Consider the following 16,588-nt stretch of genomic DNA (forward strand, 5'->3'; position numbering starts at 1 on the left):
CGCAGCCCGTTCGCGACGCAAGGCCGCTCCCACAAGGCCGCATAACCTGCCCAAGAGGTTCGTCATGCTCGATCAATTGTCCTTGCTGTCTTTCGCCAGCGGAGGCTGGGGCCAGGCGCTGCTGGCCGGCGCGCTGGTTACCGTTTCCCTGGCCTTGGCCTGCCTGCCCATCGGCCTGCCACTGGGCCTGGTGGTCGCCCTGGCGGCGCGCTCACGCAAACGCCTGCCACGGGCCTGGGCCACCACTTTTTCCACCGTCTTCCGCGGCCTGCCCGAGCTGCTGACCTTGCTGATCATCTATTACGGCTGCCAGATCGCCGCGCAGAAGATCCTCGCCGCCATGGGCTACCAAGGTGAGTTCCTCATCAACACCTTCCTCGCCGCGATGATCGCCTTCAGCCTGGTGTTCGCCGCGTTTTCCAGCGAGATCTGGCTGGCCGCCTTCAAGACCCTGCCCAAGGGCCAGCTGGAAGCCTGCTCGGCGCTTGGGCTTAGCAAGCGCACCGGTTTCTTCAAGGTGTTGCTGCCGCAACTGACCCGCATCGCCCTGCCCGGCTTGTCCAACAACTGGCTGTCGCTGCTCAAGGACACCTCGCTGGTGTCGACCATCTCGCTGGTCGACCTGATGCGCCAGACCAACCTGGCGGTCAGCGTAACCAAGGAGCCGATGTTCTTCTACGGCGTCGCCTGCCTGGGCTACCTGCTGTTCGCGGCACTGTCCGGGCGCGTGTTCGCCTACATCGAACGGCGCAGCAACCGCCACCTGCAAGGAGCACGCGCATGAGCTTCGATCAACTGCTGGCAATGGTGCTTGACCCCGACCTGCTGGAACGCTACGGCCCGCGCTTCATCGACGGCCTGCTGGTAACCGCCAAGCTGGTGGCGATTTCCTTCAGCCTGGGTGCTGTGTTCGGTCTTCTGCTGGCCCTTGCACGCCTGTCTCGCAGCCTGGTGCTGCAGCGCATGGCCGCCGGCTACGTGTACTTCTTCCGCGGCTCGCCGCTGCTGGCGCAATTGTTCCTGCTGTATTACGGCCTGGGCTCGCTCAAGGGCTTCTGGCAGGACGTCGGCCTGTGGTGGTTCTTCCGGGATGCGTGGTTTTGCACCTTGCTGGCGTTCACCCTGAACACCGCCGCCTATCAGGCCGAGATCTTCCGCGGCAGCCTGATGGCGGTTGCGCCTGGCCAGCATGAAGCGGCGCGGGCGCTGAACCTGAAGCGCTCGACCACCTTCTTCAAGGTGATATTGCCGCAGTCGCTGCTGGTAGCCATTGGCCCGTTGGGCAACGAACTGATCCTGATGATCAAGGCCAGCGCGGTCGCCTCGCTGGTGACGATCTACGACCTGATGGGCGTGACCAAACTGGCCTTCTCGCGCAGTTTCGACTTCCAGATCTACCTGTGGGCCGCCGTGCTCTACCTGGTGATCGTCGAACTGGTGCGGCGCCTGTTGAAACACCTGGAAGCCCGCCTGGGCCGCCACCTGAACTGACCGAAGGATACGTTTCATGCATTGCCAGACCCTTGTCCTCGGCGCCGGCATCGTCGGCGTCAGCACCGCGCTGCACCTGCAGGCACGCGGGCGCCAGGTAATTCTGATCGACCGCGACGAACCGGGCAGCGGCACCAGCCACGGTAACGCCGGGCTGATCGAGCGCTCCAGTGTCATCCCCTATGCCTTCCCGCGGCAACTCGGCGCACTGCTGCGCTACGGCCTGAACCGCCAGCCCGATGTGCGCTACAGCCTGGCGCACCTGCCCAAGGCCGCACCGTGGCTGTGGCGTTACTGGCGCCAGTCGGCACCCGGGCGCCTGGCCGGCGCCGCCGCCGATATGTTGCCGCTGGTGCAGCGCTGTGTCGACGAGCATGACGCGCTGATCGCTGCCGCCGGCCTGGAGGGCCTGGTGCAAGCCAAAGGCTGGATCGAAGTGTTCCGCGACCCCGCGCTGTTCGAGCAGGCAAAAACCGATGCCAAGGGCCTGAGCCGCTACGGCTTGCGGTTCGAAATCCTTGAATGCGGGCAGCTGCAGGCACGTGAACATCAGCTGGACGCCACCGTGGTCGGTGGCATCCACTGGCTCGACCCGAAAACCGTGAACAACCCCGGCGCGCTCACCCGTGGCTATGCGGCGCTGTTCCTGCAGCGCGGCGGGCAGTTCGTGCATGGCGATGCGCGCAGCCTGCGCCAGGCCAATGGCCAATGGCGGGTAGAGAGCCAGCGTGGCCCGATCACTGCCGACGAAGTGGTGGCCTGCCTTGGGCCTCAGTCAGCCGACCTGTTCAGCGGCCTGGGCTACCAGATCCCGCTGGCCATCAAGCGGGGCTACCACATGCACTACAGCACCCGTGACGGCGCTCAGCTGGAGCACTCGATCTGCGACACCCAAGGCGGCTATGTACTGGCGCCGATGGCGCGCGGCGTGCGCCTGACCACCGGCATCGAGTTCGACGCAGCCAGTGCGCCTGGCAATCAGATTCAGCTGGGCCGCTGCGAGGCCTTGGCGCGCAAGCTGTTCCCGGCCCTCGGCGAACGGCTGGACGACACACCATGGCTGGGCCGCCGCCCCTGCCTGCCCGACATGCGCCCGGTGATCGGGCCGGCGCCGCGCCACCCAGGGCTGTGGTTCAACTTCGGTCACGCCCATCACGGCCTCACGCTGGGCCCGGTCTGCGGCCGGCTGCTGGCCGAGCTGCTCACTGGCGAGCCCCCCTTCACCGACCCCGCGCCTTACAGCGCGACCCGTTTCGACTGAACCCACGCGGGAGAACAACAAGATGACCGCACCACTGAGCCTTGCCACCCTTGCCCCCGAACCCGACCCGCGTCCGGTGCTGATTCGCATCGAAGGCCTGAACAAGCACTATGGCGCGTTCCACGTGCTGCGTGACATCGACCTGCAGGTGCGCGAAGGCGAACGCATCGTGCTGTGCGGGCCGTCCGGCTCGGGCAAGTCGACCCTGATCCGTTGCATCAACCGCCTGGAAATCGCCCAGCAGGGCAGCATCCAGGTGGACGGCATCGACCTGGCGGCCACCACGCGCGAGGCCGCACAGGTACGCAGCGACATCGGCATGGTGTTCCAGCACTTCAACCTGTTCCCGCACATGAGCGTGCTCGACAACTGCCTGCTGGCCCCCACCAGCGTGCGCGGGCTGTCACGCAAGGACGCCGAGGAGCGGGCACGCATGTACCTGAGCAAGGTCGGCATCGAAAGCCAGGCGCACAAGTACCCCAGCCAGCTGTCCGGCGGCCAGCAGCAGCGCGTGGCAATCGCCCGGGCGCTGTGCATGAAGCCGCGGATCATGCTGTTCGACGAGCCCACTTCGGCGCTGGACCCGGAAATGGTCGCCGAGGTGCTGGACGTGCTGGTGCAGTTGGCTGGCACGGGCATGACCATGCTATGCGTCACCCATGAAATGGGCTTTGCCCGGCAGGTCGCCGAGCGGGTGCTGTTCCTTGAGGGAGGGCAGATCATCGAGGACAGCCCGCCACAGGTGTTCTTCAACCAGCCGCGCACCGAGCGGGCCAAGGCGTTCCTGGCGCAGATACTGCACTGATTGAAGACCTGTCACTGGACTTTGTGGGAGCGGCCTTGCGTCGCGAGAGGGCTGCGCAGCAGCCCCGGCAATCTATGCACAGTGCTGAAATCCGAGGGGCCGCTTTGCGGCCCTTTCGCAACACAAGGCCGCACACATGGACCAAGGTGACTTCAAGCGACCTATTCATTGCGCCGCTGCAATGACCCAACTGCATCGTTAAATATTATTGACCGCAGCCCCTGCCAAACCCACGCCGCCACAGGCCCACATCGGTTTCAGACCCCAGAAAACGGCGTATCCCCCGCGTTAAAGCCCGCTTCCGTCGTTTGACATATCGAACGGCTCTGGCAAGCTATCTACAAGCCCCGACCGGAATCGTCGCCTCTGACGAGCCGGCAGTGCTCGGGGCTACAGGCAGCACCCAAGGCCCCGCGCCGTGCGCCTGCACAACAACGACAGGTCGAACCTGTCCCAAGGTGACATATGTCCAACAGCAACATTGGCAACAAGCAACCTTCCCTGCGCAAACCCGTCGTCCTGATGACCATGGGCAGCCAAGAGCGCAAAGGCCATGACTACCAGGTCATGACCCACAAATACATTACCCCGCTGGTCGAGTTCTCCGATTGCGTCCCGGTGTTGGTGCCTACCTGCTGCGGCACTGACGACCTCGAGACCTACCTGGACATGGCCGACGGCGTTTACCTGACTGGCGCTGGCAGCAACATCGACCCGGCCCTGTATGGCCAGGAAAACCAGACCCCAGGCAAAGGCCAGGACCAGAACCGCGACCTGTTCGACATTCCGCTGGTCAAGGCGGCGATCAAGCGTGGCCTGCCCATTTTCGGCATCTGCCGCGGCATGCAAGAAATCAACGTGGCCCTGGGTGGCGACATTTACCAGAAGGTGTATGCCGAACCTGGGTTCAATGACCACCGGGAAAACCCGGAAGACCCGGTCGAAGTGCAGTACGCCCAGGTGCATGGGGTGAAGATCCAGCCGGGCAGCTGGCTGCACGACACCCTGGGTACCGACGAGATTCGCGTCAACTCGCTGCATGGCCAAGGCCTGCACAAGCTCGGCGCCGGTATTGAAGCGATCGCCCGTGCCGAAGATGGCCTGGTCGAAGCGATTCATGCGCCAAGCATTTCGCCGTTCTTGTTCGCGGTGCAGTGGCACCCTGAATGGCAGGCGGCGAAGAACCCTGACTCGATAAAGATCTTCCAGGCTTTCGGCGATGCTTGCCGGGCCCAGGTACGCAAGGCGCAAATCAAGCGCCAGCACGCGGCCTGACCTTCAGTTTCCTCTGCTTTGATCGCGGGGCGGTGCAAGGCCGCCCCCGTTTCCCCGGTCATCCTCTGCTGGTCCCAGAACACTTCCCGTGGAATCGGGCGGCGGGCTTGTGCCTGTCTCCGCGATCGTTTTTTCCTTTCCCTTAAGAGATACGATGACTGCCATGTGTTTGTCGTCGTACCTGCTGCGCCTGTGAAATCGAGCGCCGCCCGCGCGGCGCTTCGCGGGTAAACCCGCTCCTACGTTTGTTTCGGGCCAGTTATGCCTGTGGCATTTGCGCGCGAACGCCTTGGCGCATGCCTCGATATCGCGTCGTACAAACAAGGCGGTCGCGCGCGTCTGGCACAGGCGATACTGGCCCGAAACAAACGTAGGAGCGGGTTTACCCGCGAAGCGCCGCGCGGGCGGCGCTCGATCTGCGCCACAACACACCTATCCAGACGGCCACCCTGGCGAGAACACAAAACTCTGAAAAAGGACTAGTCATCGCACAAGTTGTACGATAACTTACCTCCAACACAAAACAACACCCCCTCACCCAAGCGCCACAGGATGCCAACAACAATGAATCCACAAGAACTTAAATCCATCCTCTCCCACGGCCTGCTGTCTTTCCCGGTCACCGACTTCAATGCCCAGGGCGACTTCAACCCGGCTGGCTACATCAAGCGCCTTGAGTGGCTGGCCCCCTACGGCGCCAGCGCGCTGTTCGCCGCTGGCGGTACCGGTGAATTCTTCTCCCTGGCCGCCAGCGAATACAGCCAGGTGATCAAGACCGCGGTCGATACCTGCGCCACTTCGGTACCGATCCTCGCCGGTGTCGGTGGCTCCACCCGCCAGGCCATCGAATACGCGCAAGAAGCCGAGCGCCTGGGTGCCAAGGGCCTGCTGTTGCTGCCGCACTACCTGACCGAAGCCAGCCAGGACGGCGTCGCCGCCCACGTCGAAGCGGTGTGCAAATCGGTAAACATCGGTGTGGTGGTGTACAACCGCAACGTCTGCCGCCTGAACGCCGACCTGCTGGAAAAACTGGCCGAGCGCTGCCCGAACCTGATCGGCTACAAGGACGGCCTGGGTGATATCGAACTGATGGTGTCGATCCGTCGTCGCCTGGGCGAGCGCTTCAGCTACCTGGGTGGCCTGCCGACCGCCGAAGTGTATGCTGCCGCCTACAAAGCCCTGGGCGTACCGGTTTACTCCTCCGCGGTGTTCAACTTCGTGCCGAAAACCGCCATGGACTTCTACAACGCCATCGCCCGTGACGACCACGCCGCCGTGGCCAAGCTGATCGACGATTTCTTCCTGCCCTACCTGGACATCCGCAACCGCAAGGCCGGCTACGCCGTGAGCATCGTCAAGGCCGGCGCCAGAATTGCCGGTTACGACGCTGGCCCGGTGCGCACTCCGCTGACCGACCTCACCGCCGAAGAGTACGAAATGCTCGCCGCGCTGATGGACAAGATGGGCCCGCAGTAAGCGCTGCCCGCGGCCTGCCAGATGCCGCACCCGGAGTGGGCCTACCCCCACTCCGGTTACAATTCGTGAGCCCGCACAAAAATAACTAGTGGGAGTTTTGCCAGCATGCAAGCGACTAAGAAAACGCATGTGCGCTACCTGATCCTGTTCATGCTGTTTCTGGTGACCACGATCAACTATGCCGACCGCGCTACCATTGCTATCGCAGGCTCCAGCCTGCAGAAAGACCTCGGCATTGACGCCGTAACCCTCGGTTATATCTTTTCCGCCTTCGGATGGGCTTACGTGGCTGGCCAGATTCCTGGTGGCTGGCTGCTCGATCGCTTCGGTTCCAAGAACGTCTACGCCTTCAGCATCTTCACCTGGTCGCTGTTCACCCTGCTGCAGGGTTTTGTCGGTGGCCTGCCGGTTGCCTGGGCCGTGGTCACCCTCTTCACCCTGCGCTTCCTGGTCGGTTTCGCCGAAGCCCCGTCATTCCCGGGTAACGCGCGCATCGTCGCCGCATGGTTCCCGACCCAGGAACGCGGCACGGCGTCGGCCATCTTCAACTCGGCGCAGTATTTCGCCACTGCACTGTTCGCCCCGATCATGGGCTGGATCGTGTTCAGCTTCGGCTGGGAGCACGTCTTCGTGGTCATGGGTGTGCTGGGCATCATCTTCTCGATGGTGTGGCTGAAGACCATCTACAATCCGCGCCAACACCCGCGCATCAGCCAAAGCGAACTCGAGCACATCGAGCAGAACGGCGGCCTGGTCGACATGGACCAGAAGCGCGGCAGCGACGGCCCGAAATGGGGTTACATCAAGCAGTTGCTGACCAGCCGCATGCTGCTGGGCGTATACCTGGGCCAGTACTGCATCAACGCCATCACCTACTTCTTCCTCACCTGGTTCCCGGTGTACCTGGTGCAGGAACGTGGCATGACCATTCTCAAGGCCGGCTTCATCGCCTCGCTGCCGGCGGTGTGTGGTTTTATCGGCGGCGTCCTGGGTGGCGTGATCTCCGACTGGCTGCTGCGCCGCGGCAACTCGCTGACCTTCTCGCGCAAACTGCCGATCGTCTGTGGCCTGCTGCTGTCCACCACCATGGTGTTCTGCAACTACGTCGATGCCGAGTGGATGGTGGTTGGCTTCATGACGCTGGCGTTTTTCGGCAAGGGCATCGGCGCACTGGGCTGGGCGGTGGTCGCGGACACTTCACCCAAGCAGATCGCCGGGCTGTCCGGTGGCCTGTTCAACACCTTCGGCAACATCGCGTCGATCACCACCCCTATCGTGATCGGCTACATCATCAGCGCCACCGGCTCGTTCAAGTGGGCGCTTGTGTACGTGGGTGCCAACGCGCTGGTCGCGGTATTCAGCTATCTGGTTATCGTCGGCCCCATCAAGCGTATCGAATTGCGTGATGCTGCCCCGAAGCCACACGCTGAGCCTGCCACCGACGGCGAACTGGCCAGCTCCCGTCACTGAAAAAACACGCCCGCGCCGGGTCACCCGGCATGGGCGGATGTACAAAAGCCTGAGAACCTGACAAGTAGGGCCCAAACATGCAGTTGATCGAACATTCCGACTCGCCCCGCTACGTCCGCCTGCACGACGACGACAACGTCGTGGTCGTTGTCAACGACGGCGGCTTGGGCGAAGGCGCCCGCTTCGCCGACGGCCTGACCCTGATCGAAGGCGTGCCGCAAAGCCACAAGGTGGCCACCGTGGCCATCGCCAAGGGCGAGCCCGTGCGCCGCTACGGGCAAATCATCGGCTACGCGCTGGAAGACCTGCGCCAAGGTAGCTGGGTTCAGGAAAGCCAGCTGGCCATGCCGGCCGCCCCGGACCTGGACAGCCTGCCGCGCTGCGATGCAGTGCCACAACCGCTGCCGCCGCTGGAGGGCTTCACTTTCGAGGGCTATCGCAACGCCGACGGCACTGTCGGCACCCGCAATATCCTCGGCATCACCACCACCGTGCAGTGCGTGACCGGCGTGCTGGAACATGCAGTCAAGCGCATTCGCAACGAACTACTGCCCAAATACCCCAACGTCGATGACGTGGTAGCCATTACCCACAGCTACGGCTGCGGTGTGGCAATCAACGCCCGCGACGCTTACATCCCGATCCGCACCGTGCGCAACCTGGCGCGCAACCCCAACCTGGGCGGCGAGGCACTGGTGATCAGCCTGGGCTGTGAAAAACTGCAAGCCAGCCAGGTGATGCACGACAACGACCCCTCGGTGGACCTCAGCGACCCATGGCTGTACCGCCTGCAAGATGCCAGCCTTGGCTTTGTTGAAATGATCGAGCAGATCATGGACCTGGCCGAAACCCGCCTGAAGAAGCTCGACCAGCGCCGCCGCGAAACGGTCCCGGCCAGCGAACTGATCCTCGGTATGCAATGCGGTGGCAGCGACGCCTTCTCGGGCATCACCGCCAACCCGGCACTGGGCTATGCCGCCGACCTGCTGGTCCGCGCTGGCGCCACCGTGCTGTTCTCTGAAGTGACCGAGGTGCGCGACGCGATCTACATGCTGACCTCGCGCGCGGAAAACCAGGACGTTGTCGACGCGTTGGTGCGCGAAATGGACTGGTACGACCGCTACCTGCAGCAAGGCGCCGCCGACCGCAGCGCCAACACCACGCCGGGCAACAAGAAAGGCGGGCTGTCGAACATCGTCGAGAAATCGCTGGGTTCGATCGTCAAGTCCGGCAGCGGCGCTATCCAGGGTGTGCTCGGCCCAGGCGAACGGGTCAATCGCAAAGGCCTGATTTTCTGCGCCACCCCAGCCAGCGACTTTGTCTGCGGCACCTTGCAGCTGGCAGCCGGCATGAACCTGCACGTCTTTACTACCGGCCGCGGCACCCCGTATGGCCTGGCCATGGCACCGGTGGTCAAAGTGTGCACCCGCAGCGAACTGGCCCAGCGCTGGCCCGACCTGATCGACATCGACGCCGGTCGCATCGCCAGTGGCCGCTCGACCATCGAGGAGCTGGGCTGGGAGCTGTTCCATTACTACCTGGACGTAGCCAGCGGCCGCAAGCAGACCTGGGCCGAACATCACCGGCTGCACAACGACATCACCCTGTTCAACCCGGCGCCCATTACCTGATGCCGCAGCCCTGACCACGCATTCACACACGCCACTCTCAATCCCACAGGAGCACCCCATGCCTGAAATCCTCGGCCATAACTTCATCGCCGGTCAGCGCAGTGCCGCTGGCCCTCAGCGCCTGCAGAGCCTGGACGCCAGCACTGGCGAAGCCCTGCCCTACAGCTTTGCCCAGGCCACCGAAGCCGAAGTGGACCAGGCCGCCAAGGCCGCTGCCGCTGCCTTCGCCGAGTTCCGCCAACTGACTCCGGCACGTCGGGCCGAGTTCCTCGACGCCATCGCCGCTGAACTCGACGAACTGGATGACGCCTTCGTCGCCATCGTCTGCCGCGAAACTGCACTGCCCGCCGCCCGTATCCAGGGCGAGCGCGGCCGCACCAGCGGGCAGATGCGCCTGTTCGCCCAAGTGCTGCGCCGCGGCGACTTCCTCGGCGCGCGCATCGACCTGGCACTGCCCGAGCGCCAGCCGCTGCCACGCGTAGACCTGCGCCAGATGCGCATCGGTGTGGGCCCGGTCGCCGTGTTCGGGGCCAGCAACTTCCCGCTGGCCTTCTCCACCGCCGGTGGTGATACCGCGGCCGCCCTCGCCGCGGGCTGCCCGGTGGTATTCAAGGCGCACAGCGGGCACATGGCCACGGCCGACCTGGTCGGCTGCGCCATCGTGCGCGCCGCTGAGCGTACCGGCATGCCCAAGGGCGTGTTCAACATGGTATTTGGTGGCGGCGTGGGCGAGTGGCTGGTCAAGCACCCCGCCATCCAGGCGGTTGGCTTCACCGGCTCGCTCAAAGGCGGCGATGCCCTTTGCCGCATGGCCGCTGAGCGCCCGCAGCCAATCCCGGTATTTGCCGAGATGTCGAGCATCAACCCGGTCATCATCCTGCCGGGCGCCCTGGCCAAGCGTGGTGAGGCCATTGCCCGCGAGTTGGCGGGGTCCGTGTGCATGGGCGCCGGGCAGTTCTGCACCAACCCTGGGTTGGTGATTGGCCTGCAGTCACCACAGTACAGCCAGCTGCTCGCAGACCTTGGCCAGTACCTGGACCAGCAAGCCGGGCAAACCATGCTCAACGCTGGCGGCCTGCGCAGCTACGTTGGCGGCCTTGAACACCTGCATGCCCATGCCGGTATCGAGCATGTGGCCGGCCAGGCGCAGGAAGGCAACCAGGCACGCGCTCAGCTGTTCAAGGCCGATGCACGCCTGCTGGTCGAGTCCGACCCGCTGTTGCAGGAGGAAGTGTTTGGGCCCACCACCGTGGCTGTAGAGGTGCAGGACCACGACCAACTGCGCGACGCGCTGCTCGGCCTGCGCGGCCAGCTGACCGCGACGCTGATCGGCGAGGCGGAAGACTTCGATGCGTTCGCCTGGCTGGTGCCGCTGCTGGAGGAGAAAGTCGGTCGAATCCTGGTCAATGGCTACCCGACCGGTGTCGAAGTCTGTGATGCGATGGTGCACGGAGGCCCGTACCCGGCGACCTCCGATGCGCGTGGCACCTCGGTCGGCACGTTGGCCATCGACCGCTTCCTGCGCCCGGTGTGCTACCAGAACTACCCGCAGACACTGCTGCCTGAGGCACTGCGCGACGGCAACCCGCTGGGGCTGCGGCGGTTGGTGAACGGGCAGTGGAGTGACGGGGCGATCTGACCGGTTGCAAGCAACAAGAAAGCCCTGCGCACGGCGGGGCTTTTCTTTTTGACTGTACCGGCCTCTTCGCGGGCAAGCCCGCTCCTACAGGGCTATCTTGCCCGCGAAGAGGCCAGTACTGGCAGCAAAGGCTTCAGGTCCCTTGCGCTTCCGCCGCCTCATGCGCCTGGCGCAAGCGCTCGCGGCTGTTGCTCAGGTGCATGCGCATGGCCATCTTCGCCCCTTCGCTGTCACGCCGGGCAATCGCCTCATAGATCGCCTCGTGCTCATGCATCAGGCGACTCATGTAATGCGCCTGATCATCATGGGCCAGGCGCGCCGAATTCAGCCGGGTGCGCGGAATGATGCTGGTACCCAGGTGGTTGATGATGTCGGCGAAGTAGTGGTTGCCGCTGGCCTGGGCAATGCGCAGGTGGAACTGGAAGTCCGCCGACACCGCATCGGTGGCGTGGGCCGCCCCCTCGTTGAGTTCGTCCAGCGCCGCCCGCATACCGGCCAGGGCTTCGTCGCTTCGCCGCTGGGCCGCCAGCCCGGCCGACTCGATCTCCAGGGCAATGCGCAACTCCAGCACCGCCAGCACTTCGCGCAGGGTGACCACGGTGGCCGGGTCGATACGGAAACCGCCCGTAGCCGGCGCATCCAGCACGAAGGTGCCGATGCCGTGGCGGGTCTCAACCTGCCCGGCGGCCTGCAACCGCGAGATCGCCTCACGCACCACCGTGCGGCTGACGCCCTCTTCGGCCATGATCTGCGATTCGGTCGGCAGCTTGTCGCCGCGCTTGAGCTGGCCGCTGCGAATGCGTTCGGTCAGCACCGTGACCAGTTCCTGGGCCAGACTGCGCGGCTTGCGCCGGGTCCTTGCCTGTACCTGCTGCTCTGTCATTGCCCTGTATTTCACCTTGAAAGACAGCGCTCATCATAGCGCAAGCGGTTGTACGATCACATACACCCCGTGCGGTATTTATTGCCATCTTTGCAGTCCCTGGCCCCTGAAAAACGCACAGAATTCGTGGCCCATGACCTGCGCAAGCCTGTACTGTACGCCTTCACGCTCACTGTTCCATGGAAGGAATCTGCAGTATGAAAACCCTCGACCGCCTTTTGCTCGGCAGTGGCCTGCTGATCCCCCTCTGGCTGCTGGTGGGGGTATGGCTCACCGCTCAGGCCTACCCTGGCTATGATCACCTGCAACAGGCCATGAGCCAGCTTGGCGCGGCCGGTTCGCCAACCCACAGCTGGTCGCCACGGGTCAACAATTTCCCTCTGGCCCTGCTGTTTGCCCTGTTTGCCTGGGGCCTGGTGCGGCGCTGGCGCAGCTCGAAGCTGGCGCTGCTGAGTGCGGGCCTGGTGTTGCTGCATGGCATGGGCAGTTTGGGCACCGGCTGGTTCCCTTGCGACCAGGGCTGTGCACCGGCACAGCCATCTACCTCGCAGCAACTGCATAACCTGTTTGGTCTGCTGATGTTCCTCTCACTGACCTTGGCCAGCGCCGTATGGGCATGGCTGGGCAACCGCATTGCCGGCTCCCCCGCCTTGGCGCTGCTTTCCCTGGCTTGCGTGGTGTTGGCCATCATCACCGTCGCGTTGATGGGCCAGGCAGCGCAGAGTGGCCAGCTGTTCGGCCTCTATCAACGCCTTAACTACGGTGTTTCGGTGCTCTGGGTTGCCAGCCTGGCCTGGACAAGCCTGCGCAGGCCCGTGGCCAGCCCGCTGCGCATGGCTGTGACCTGACGGCAAATTGCTGGCCCACGGCTGTGGAAAGCGAAGGCAAACTCCGTTCTCTTTCAGATGCTTAGGACAGCAACATGCGAGTACTTCTAGCAACGATGGCCGGCTGCCTGCTGGCCACCTTCGCTTTCGGCGCCCAAGCCAGGGCACTGAGCCAGAACGATCGCCACACCTGCAGCTGGGGCGCGCAGATAGCCGCCGAGGCCCAACAGGCCAAGCTTTCCGGGGTGACCTTGTATGCCACGCGCAAGAAGCTGCAGGTACGCAAATTCCCCAAACCCTGGATGCGCATGACTGCCTTCGGCATTACCGAGCAGACGTACAACAGCCGCTCGCGGCTCAAGCCTGAAGCGATAAAGCGGACTTACTTTGAACAGTGTGTTCAGCATGCGACTGCAAGAAGATAACTCTTTTTTATCAGTAAATTACAGCTCAAACATAAAGCCATTTAGTAGAGTCCATATGCTGCGAAAAGGCCTCTATCGCCAGCAGCTTGTAAGCGCGTGCAAGACTCAAGCATTTGTTAAGCTGATCCGAGTCGCCAGAATTGACCAAGGCCATTCACCTGATGGATGAACTGCGCAAGATCGACCTCAACCTGCTGCTCGCCCTGCATGCCCTGCTCAGTGAACGGCACGTGACCCGCGCAGCCCTGCGCCTGCACCGCAGCCAACCGGCGGTCAGCCACGCCTTGGCGCAGTTGCGCAAACACTTCGACGACCCTTTGCTGGTACGCCAAGGTGGCGGCATGGCCCTTACCGCCCGCGCCCAATCGCTGGCACAACCGTTACAGGATGCACTGAGCAATCTCGACAGCCTGCTGGCCACCCCGCTGTTCGAGCCAGCCCGGGCCCAGCGCCGGTTCCGGCTGTCGCTGTCCGACTACGCCTCGCGCATCATCCTGCCGCACCTGCTGCGCCACCTACGCCAAGTCGCGCCCGGGGTGGACCTGGCCATCAGCCAGGCCAGCCGTGAAACCATGTTGGCGCAGTTGCTCGATGGCGAGCTGGATCTGGCCCTTGGCCTGTTCCCCGAACTGCCTCAGGACATCACCGCCCAGCCCCTGTTTGCGGATCGCTTCATCAGCGTTGCCGATCGCCAGGCGCTGCCTGCCAGCGGCGGCATGGCCCTGGAAGACTGGCTGGCACGCCCACATGTATTGATGGCCATGCGCCCGGATGCTTTCGATGAAATCGAGCGCGCACTGGCCGCCCGGGGCTTGCAACGCCGTATTGCCCTGGCCTTGCCACACTGGAGTGCGGCAGTCGAAGTGCTGGCCGGCACCGACCTGATCCTGACGGTGGCCAGCCGCGCCGTGGGGTCGTTGCGCCAGCACAGGACACTGCGCCAGTTCACGCCGCCACTGGCCATCCCCTCGTTCGACTATCAGCAAGCCTGGCACAACCGCAAGGACAGTGACCCCGGGCACCGCTGGCTGCGCGAAACCGTATGGGCCTGCAGCCAAGCAGGGCGCTGATCAGTTTTCTTGCCCCTTCACAGCTGCCGTGGAATGGGCCGGTGACGCCGTTGCCCAAGGGCCCTGTACCAGCAACACTCCGCACAGGATCAGCACCACGCCAGCCACCCTGGCCAGGCTAAGCGGCTTGCCACCCAGCCCCATCACCCCGTAGTGGTCGGCAAGCACTGCCGTGATGATCTGCCCTGCCACCACCAGTACCAGGAACCCTGCTGCGCCAAGTTTCGGGGTGAGTGCTGCGGCGCCGGCTACATACATTGCCCCCAGCACGCCTCCAATCCATAACCACCAGGGCCCTTGCAAGGCCTTGCCCATGTCTGGTGCCGGTACCCGGATAATCAGCAGCGCAGCGATCACCACCAGCATGCTCACCGTCAACGATGTGAAAGCCCCCCACAGCCAGTGCCCAAGGGCCCGGCCTACCGCAGCATTGCCGGCGGCCTGAAATGGCAACACAGCACCGGCAAGCAACGCCATTGCCACAGGAAGCACCAGCAGGAGCATCGATTTACTGAACATGGCAGTCCTCATCCAAGGTATCGATGGCCACCATGATGGTGCATTACCCAGTACTGATAGAAATCAAAATCCTGCACTTGAACTATTCGTACCATGCATAGTGAAACATCCCTTCCGTCCGGCGTGCGCATGTTGTCTTAACCCTGAAACATCTGTGCTGTTGACTTACTAAGGCACCAAGATAAACTGCGCCTTATGAATACTCTTGAGAACAAGCATCACATCATGCTCGATGCACTGGCCGAGGCCCCCGCTGACGCCAGGCAGAACGTGCGCCTGTGTTTCGAACTGCTGTCCGCTGCAGCGGCCATCAACCGGGTATGCGCCGCACGGTTGGCCCGCCATAACCTGTCGGAAGGGCGGTTCGCAATCCTCCTGACCTTGCAAGGTGCAGGCGGCCGCCTGGCACCGCTGGAGCTGGCGACGCGCCTGGCAATCACCTCAGGCACCGTGACCGGCCTGCTCGACGGCCTGCAGGGTGATGGCTTTATCAAGCGCCGCAAGGACGCCCATGACCGGCGCAAGCTGAGCATCAGCCTTACCTCGGCAGGCATAGCGGTACTCGACGCCGTTTTCGCCGAACACACCGACTGGATCGGCACGATCATGCAGTCACTGGACAACGCGCAACGTGATGCCCTGTCCGCCACGCTACAGGCACTCTCGGCCAGTCCTGCCCTGGCACTGCCACCGGACAAGCACTGAACCCAAGGCACACCCGCAAGACCACATGGAGGTGGATGATGTTGCAGAATCAGAGCGTATTGGCCCGGCTTGGCAGGAAGCCCCGGGTACATAGCGAACACGACCAGTTAAGTCGTCGCCAACCTTGGCTCGAGGCCTGCCTGCCAGCGGCCCTTTACCGGCGCCTGTTCATCCGCCGCCTTGCCAGACAGCCACTGGCCATCGAGGGTTTCAGCTTTCGCCCATCGAAGACTCGGCACTGGGCCGTCCACTGGAGGATGTGCACATCAACGAGGCTGTGCACGTACCTGGCCGGCAATCGACTGCACCGTGCCACTGCCATGGAGCTTTAGCCATGAGCGACGACCGAAAGTCCCTGATCGACCTTGGCCAACTGCCAACCCGCAACCTGGCCGAATGCCTGGCGGTGGATCAAGCCGCCTTGGTCAACGCCTTGACAGGCCAACTGCCAGCAGCATTGGTTGAGCACCTCGCTGCCAGTGCGGACCAGGCCCAGGCACTGGGCCTGTCAAAAAAAGTGGCGGACATTGGCCTGGCGCTGGGCAAGTGGCTGGAGCAAGCCGCCGAGTCGTTGCGCCAGCACGTGTTCGAGCAATGCTGCACGCACCCGTCCGATACCGTGCGCAGTTGGGCAGCGTTCGCCCAGGCGTACCTGTCACGCTCGCAGCCTGCGGAAGATGCCCTGCTGGCGCAGTTTCGCTTCGCCCGCGATGAGCACTTCGGCGTGCGTGAATGGGCATGGATTGCCCTGCGCCCGCGCCTGGCCCAGCACCTTGAAGCGGCCCTGGCGCTACTCGGCCGCCATACCGGCGATGCAGACCCGCTGGTACGTCGGTTCTGCATCGAGATCCTGCGCCCGCGCGGCGTTTGGTGCGAGCACATTGCCACGCTCAAGCAACAACCAGAAGTGGCCGAGCCGTTGCTGGTACCGCTGCTGGCCGAAGCTGAGAAATACGCCCAGGACTCAGTCGCCAATTGGCTCAACGATGCCAGCAAGACCCGCCCCGACTGGGTACTTCAGCTGTTTCAGCGCCATCCCCCGGCTTGCAAGGCCTCACAGCGCATCCAGACCCGGGCTACCCGAAGCCTGCGGCAGTGACACACCACAAGT

16 protein-coding genes are annotated in these 16,588 nt (G+C 63.7%); 14 read left to right on the top strand and 2 right to left on the bottom strand.

Annotated features, from left to right (window positions below; all coding sequences use genetic code 11):
• The first annotated feature begins 64 nt into the window (after positions 1–64).
• The 9 genes from REH59_RS17470 to REH59_RS17510 all read left to right on the top strand — a co-directional run bounded on the left by REH59_RS17470 (position 65) and on the right by REH59_RS17510 (position 11,048).
• Positions 65–784: an ABC transporter permease gene (locus REH59_RS17470; protein WP_003247720.1), complete on the top strand. Its 720-nt coding sequence runs from the start codon at positions 65–67 to the stop codon at positions 782–784.
• Entirely contained in the window at positions 781–1,491 is a 711-nt protein-coding gene (locus REH59_RS17475; RefSeq protein WP_014860257.1) for an ABC transporter permease, read from the top strand. The genes REH59_RS17470 and REH59_RS17475 overlap by 4 nt, the downstream gene beginning before the upstream one ends.
• Positions 1,492–1,507: 16 nt before the next feature.
• The gene (locus tag REH59_RS17480; RefSeq protein ID WP_003247714.1) at positions 1,508–2,752 is read left to right on the top strand and encodes an NAD(P)/FAD-dependent oxidoreductase; all 1,245 of its coding nucleotides are present in this window, start codon (positions 1,508–1,510) and stop codon (positions 2,750–2,752) included.
• A 22-nt stretch (positions 2,753–2,774) separates the two neighbouring features.
• Positions 2,775–3,557, top strand: a complete 783-nt coding sequence (locus REH59_RS17485) for an amino acid ABC transporter ATP-binding protein (protein WP_014860256.1) — start codon at positions 2,775–2,777, stop codon at positions 3,555–3,557.
• A gap of 465 nt (positions 3,558–4,022) precedes the next feature.
• Positions 4,023–4,832, top strand: coding sequence for a gamma-glutamyl-gamma-aminobutyrate hydrolase family protein (locus REH59_RS17490; protein ID WP_004575279.1), 810 nt, complete (start codon positions 4,023–4,025; stop codon positions 4,830–4,832).
• Between the two features lie 564 nt (positions 4,833–5,396).
• A complete protein-coding gene (kdgD, locus tag REH59_RS17495; RefSeq protein WP_003247703.1) occupies positions 5,397–6,308 on the top strand; it encodes a 5-dehydro-4-deoxyglucarate dehydratase in 912 nt (303 codons plus the stop codon).
• 105 nt (positions 6,309–6,413) lie between these two features.
• A complete protein-coding gene (locus REH59_RS17500) occupies positions 6,414–7,778 on the top strand; it encodes an MFS transporter (RefSeq protein WP_003247701.1) in 1,365 nt (454 codons plus the stop codon).
• Positions 7,779–7,855: 77 nt separating this feature from the next.
• On the top strand, positions 7,856–9,409 hold the full coding sequence (garD, locus tag REH59_RS17505) for a galactarate dehydratase (protein WP_014859493.1): 1,554 nt from the start codon (positions 7,856–7,858) through the stop codon (positions 9,407–9,409).
• Positions 9,410–9,467: 58 nt separating this feature from the next.
• Entirely contained in the window at positions 9,468–11,048 is a 1,581-nt protein-coding gene (locus REH59_RS17510) for an aldehyde dehydrogenase (NADP(+)) (protein ID WP_144000189.1), read from the top strand.
• Between the two features lie 133 nt (positions 11,049–11,181).
• Here REH59_RS17510 and REH59_RS17515 read toward each other — a convergent pair whose 3' ends face one another.
• The gene (locus REH59_RS17515; protein ID WP_003247694.1) at positions 11,182–11,931 is read right to left on the bottom strand and encodes a FadR/GntR family transcriptional regulator; all 750 of its coding nucleotides are present in this window, start codon (positions 11,929–11,931) and stop codon (positions 11,182–11,184) included.
• A gap of 197 nt (positions 11,932–12,128) precedes the next feature.
• Between REH59_RS17515 and REH59_RS17520 the strand changes: the two genes are divergently transcribed.
• The 3 genes from REH59_RS17520 (at position 12,129) to REH59_RS17530 (ending at position 14,253) form a co-directional block, all read left to right on the top strand.
• The gene (locus REH59_RS17520; RefSeq protein ID WP_014861620.1) at positions 12,129–12,779 is read left to right on the top strand and encodes a DUF998 domain-containing protein; all 651 of its coding nucleotides are present in this window, start codon (positions 12,129–12,131) and stop codon (positions 12,777–12,779) included.
• A gap of 74 nt (positions 12,780–12,853) precedes the next feature.
• Positions 12,854–13,183, top strand: coding sequence for a hypothetical protein (locus REH59_RS17525; RefSeq protein ID WP_012052790.1), 330 nt, complete (start codon positions 12,854–12,856; stop codon positions 13,181–13,183).
• Between the two features lie 161 nt (positions 13,184–13,344).
• Positions 13,345–14,253 (top strand): LysR family transcriptional regulator, encoded by a 909-nt coding sequence (locus REH59_RS17530; RefSeq protein WP_047604085.1) that lies wholly within the window; start codon positions 13,345–13,347, stop codon positions 14,251–14,253.
• Here the strand turns inward: REH59_RS17530 and REH59_RS17535 are convergent, their stop codons facing one another.
• Entirely contained in the window at positions 14,254–14,772 is a 519-nt protein-coding gene (locus REH59_RS17535) for a DMT family transporter (protein WP_014861623.1), read from the bottom strand.
• A 195-nt stretch (positions 14,773–14,967) separates the two neighbouring features.
• Between REH59_RS17535 and REH59_RS17540 the strand changes: the two genes are divergently transcribed.
• Positions 14,968–15,477, top strand: coding sequence for a MarR family winged helix-turn-helix transcriptional regulator (locus REH59_RS17540; RefSeq protein ID WP_003247680.1), 510 nt, complete (start codon positions 14,968–14,970; stop codon positions 15,475–15,477).
• Between the two features lie 334 nt (positions 15,478–15,811).
• Positions 15,812–16,576: a hypothetical protein gene (locus REH59_RS17545; RefSeq protein WP_003247675.1), complete on the top strand. Its 765-nt coding sequence runs from the start codon at positions 15,812–15,814 to the stop codon at positions 16,574–16,576.
• Positions 16,577–16,588 lie beyond the last annotated feature (12 nt).

The organism is Pseudomonas sp. BO3-4, from assembly GCF_034044115.1.
GTDB classification, from domain to species: domain Bacteria; phylum Pseudomonadota; class Gammaproteobacteria; order Pseudomonadales; family Pseudomonadaceae; genus Aquipseudomonas; species Aquipseudomonas alloputida.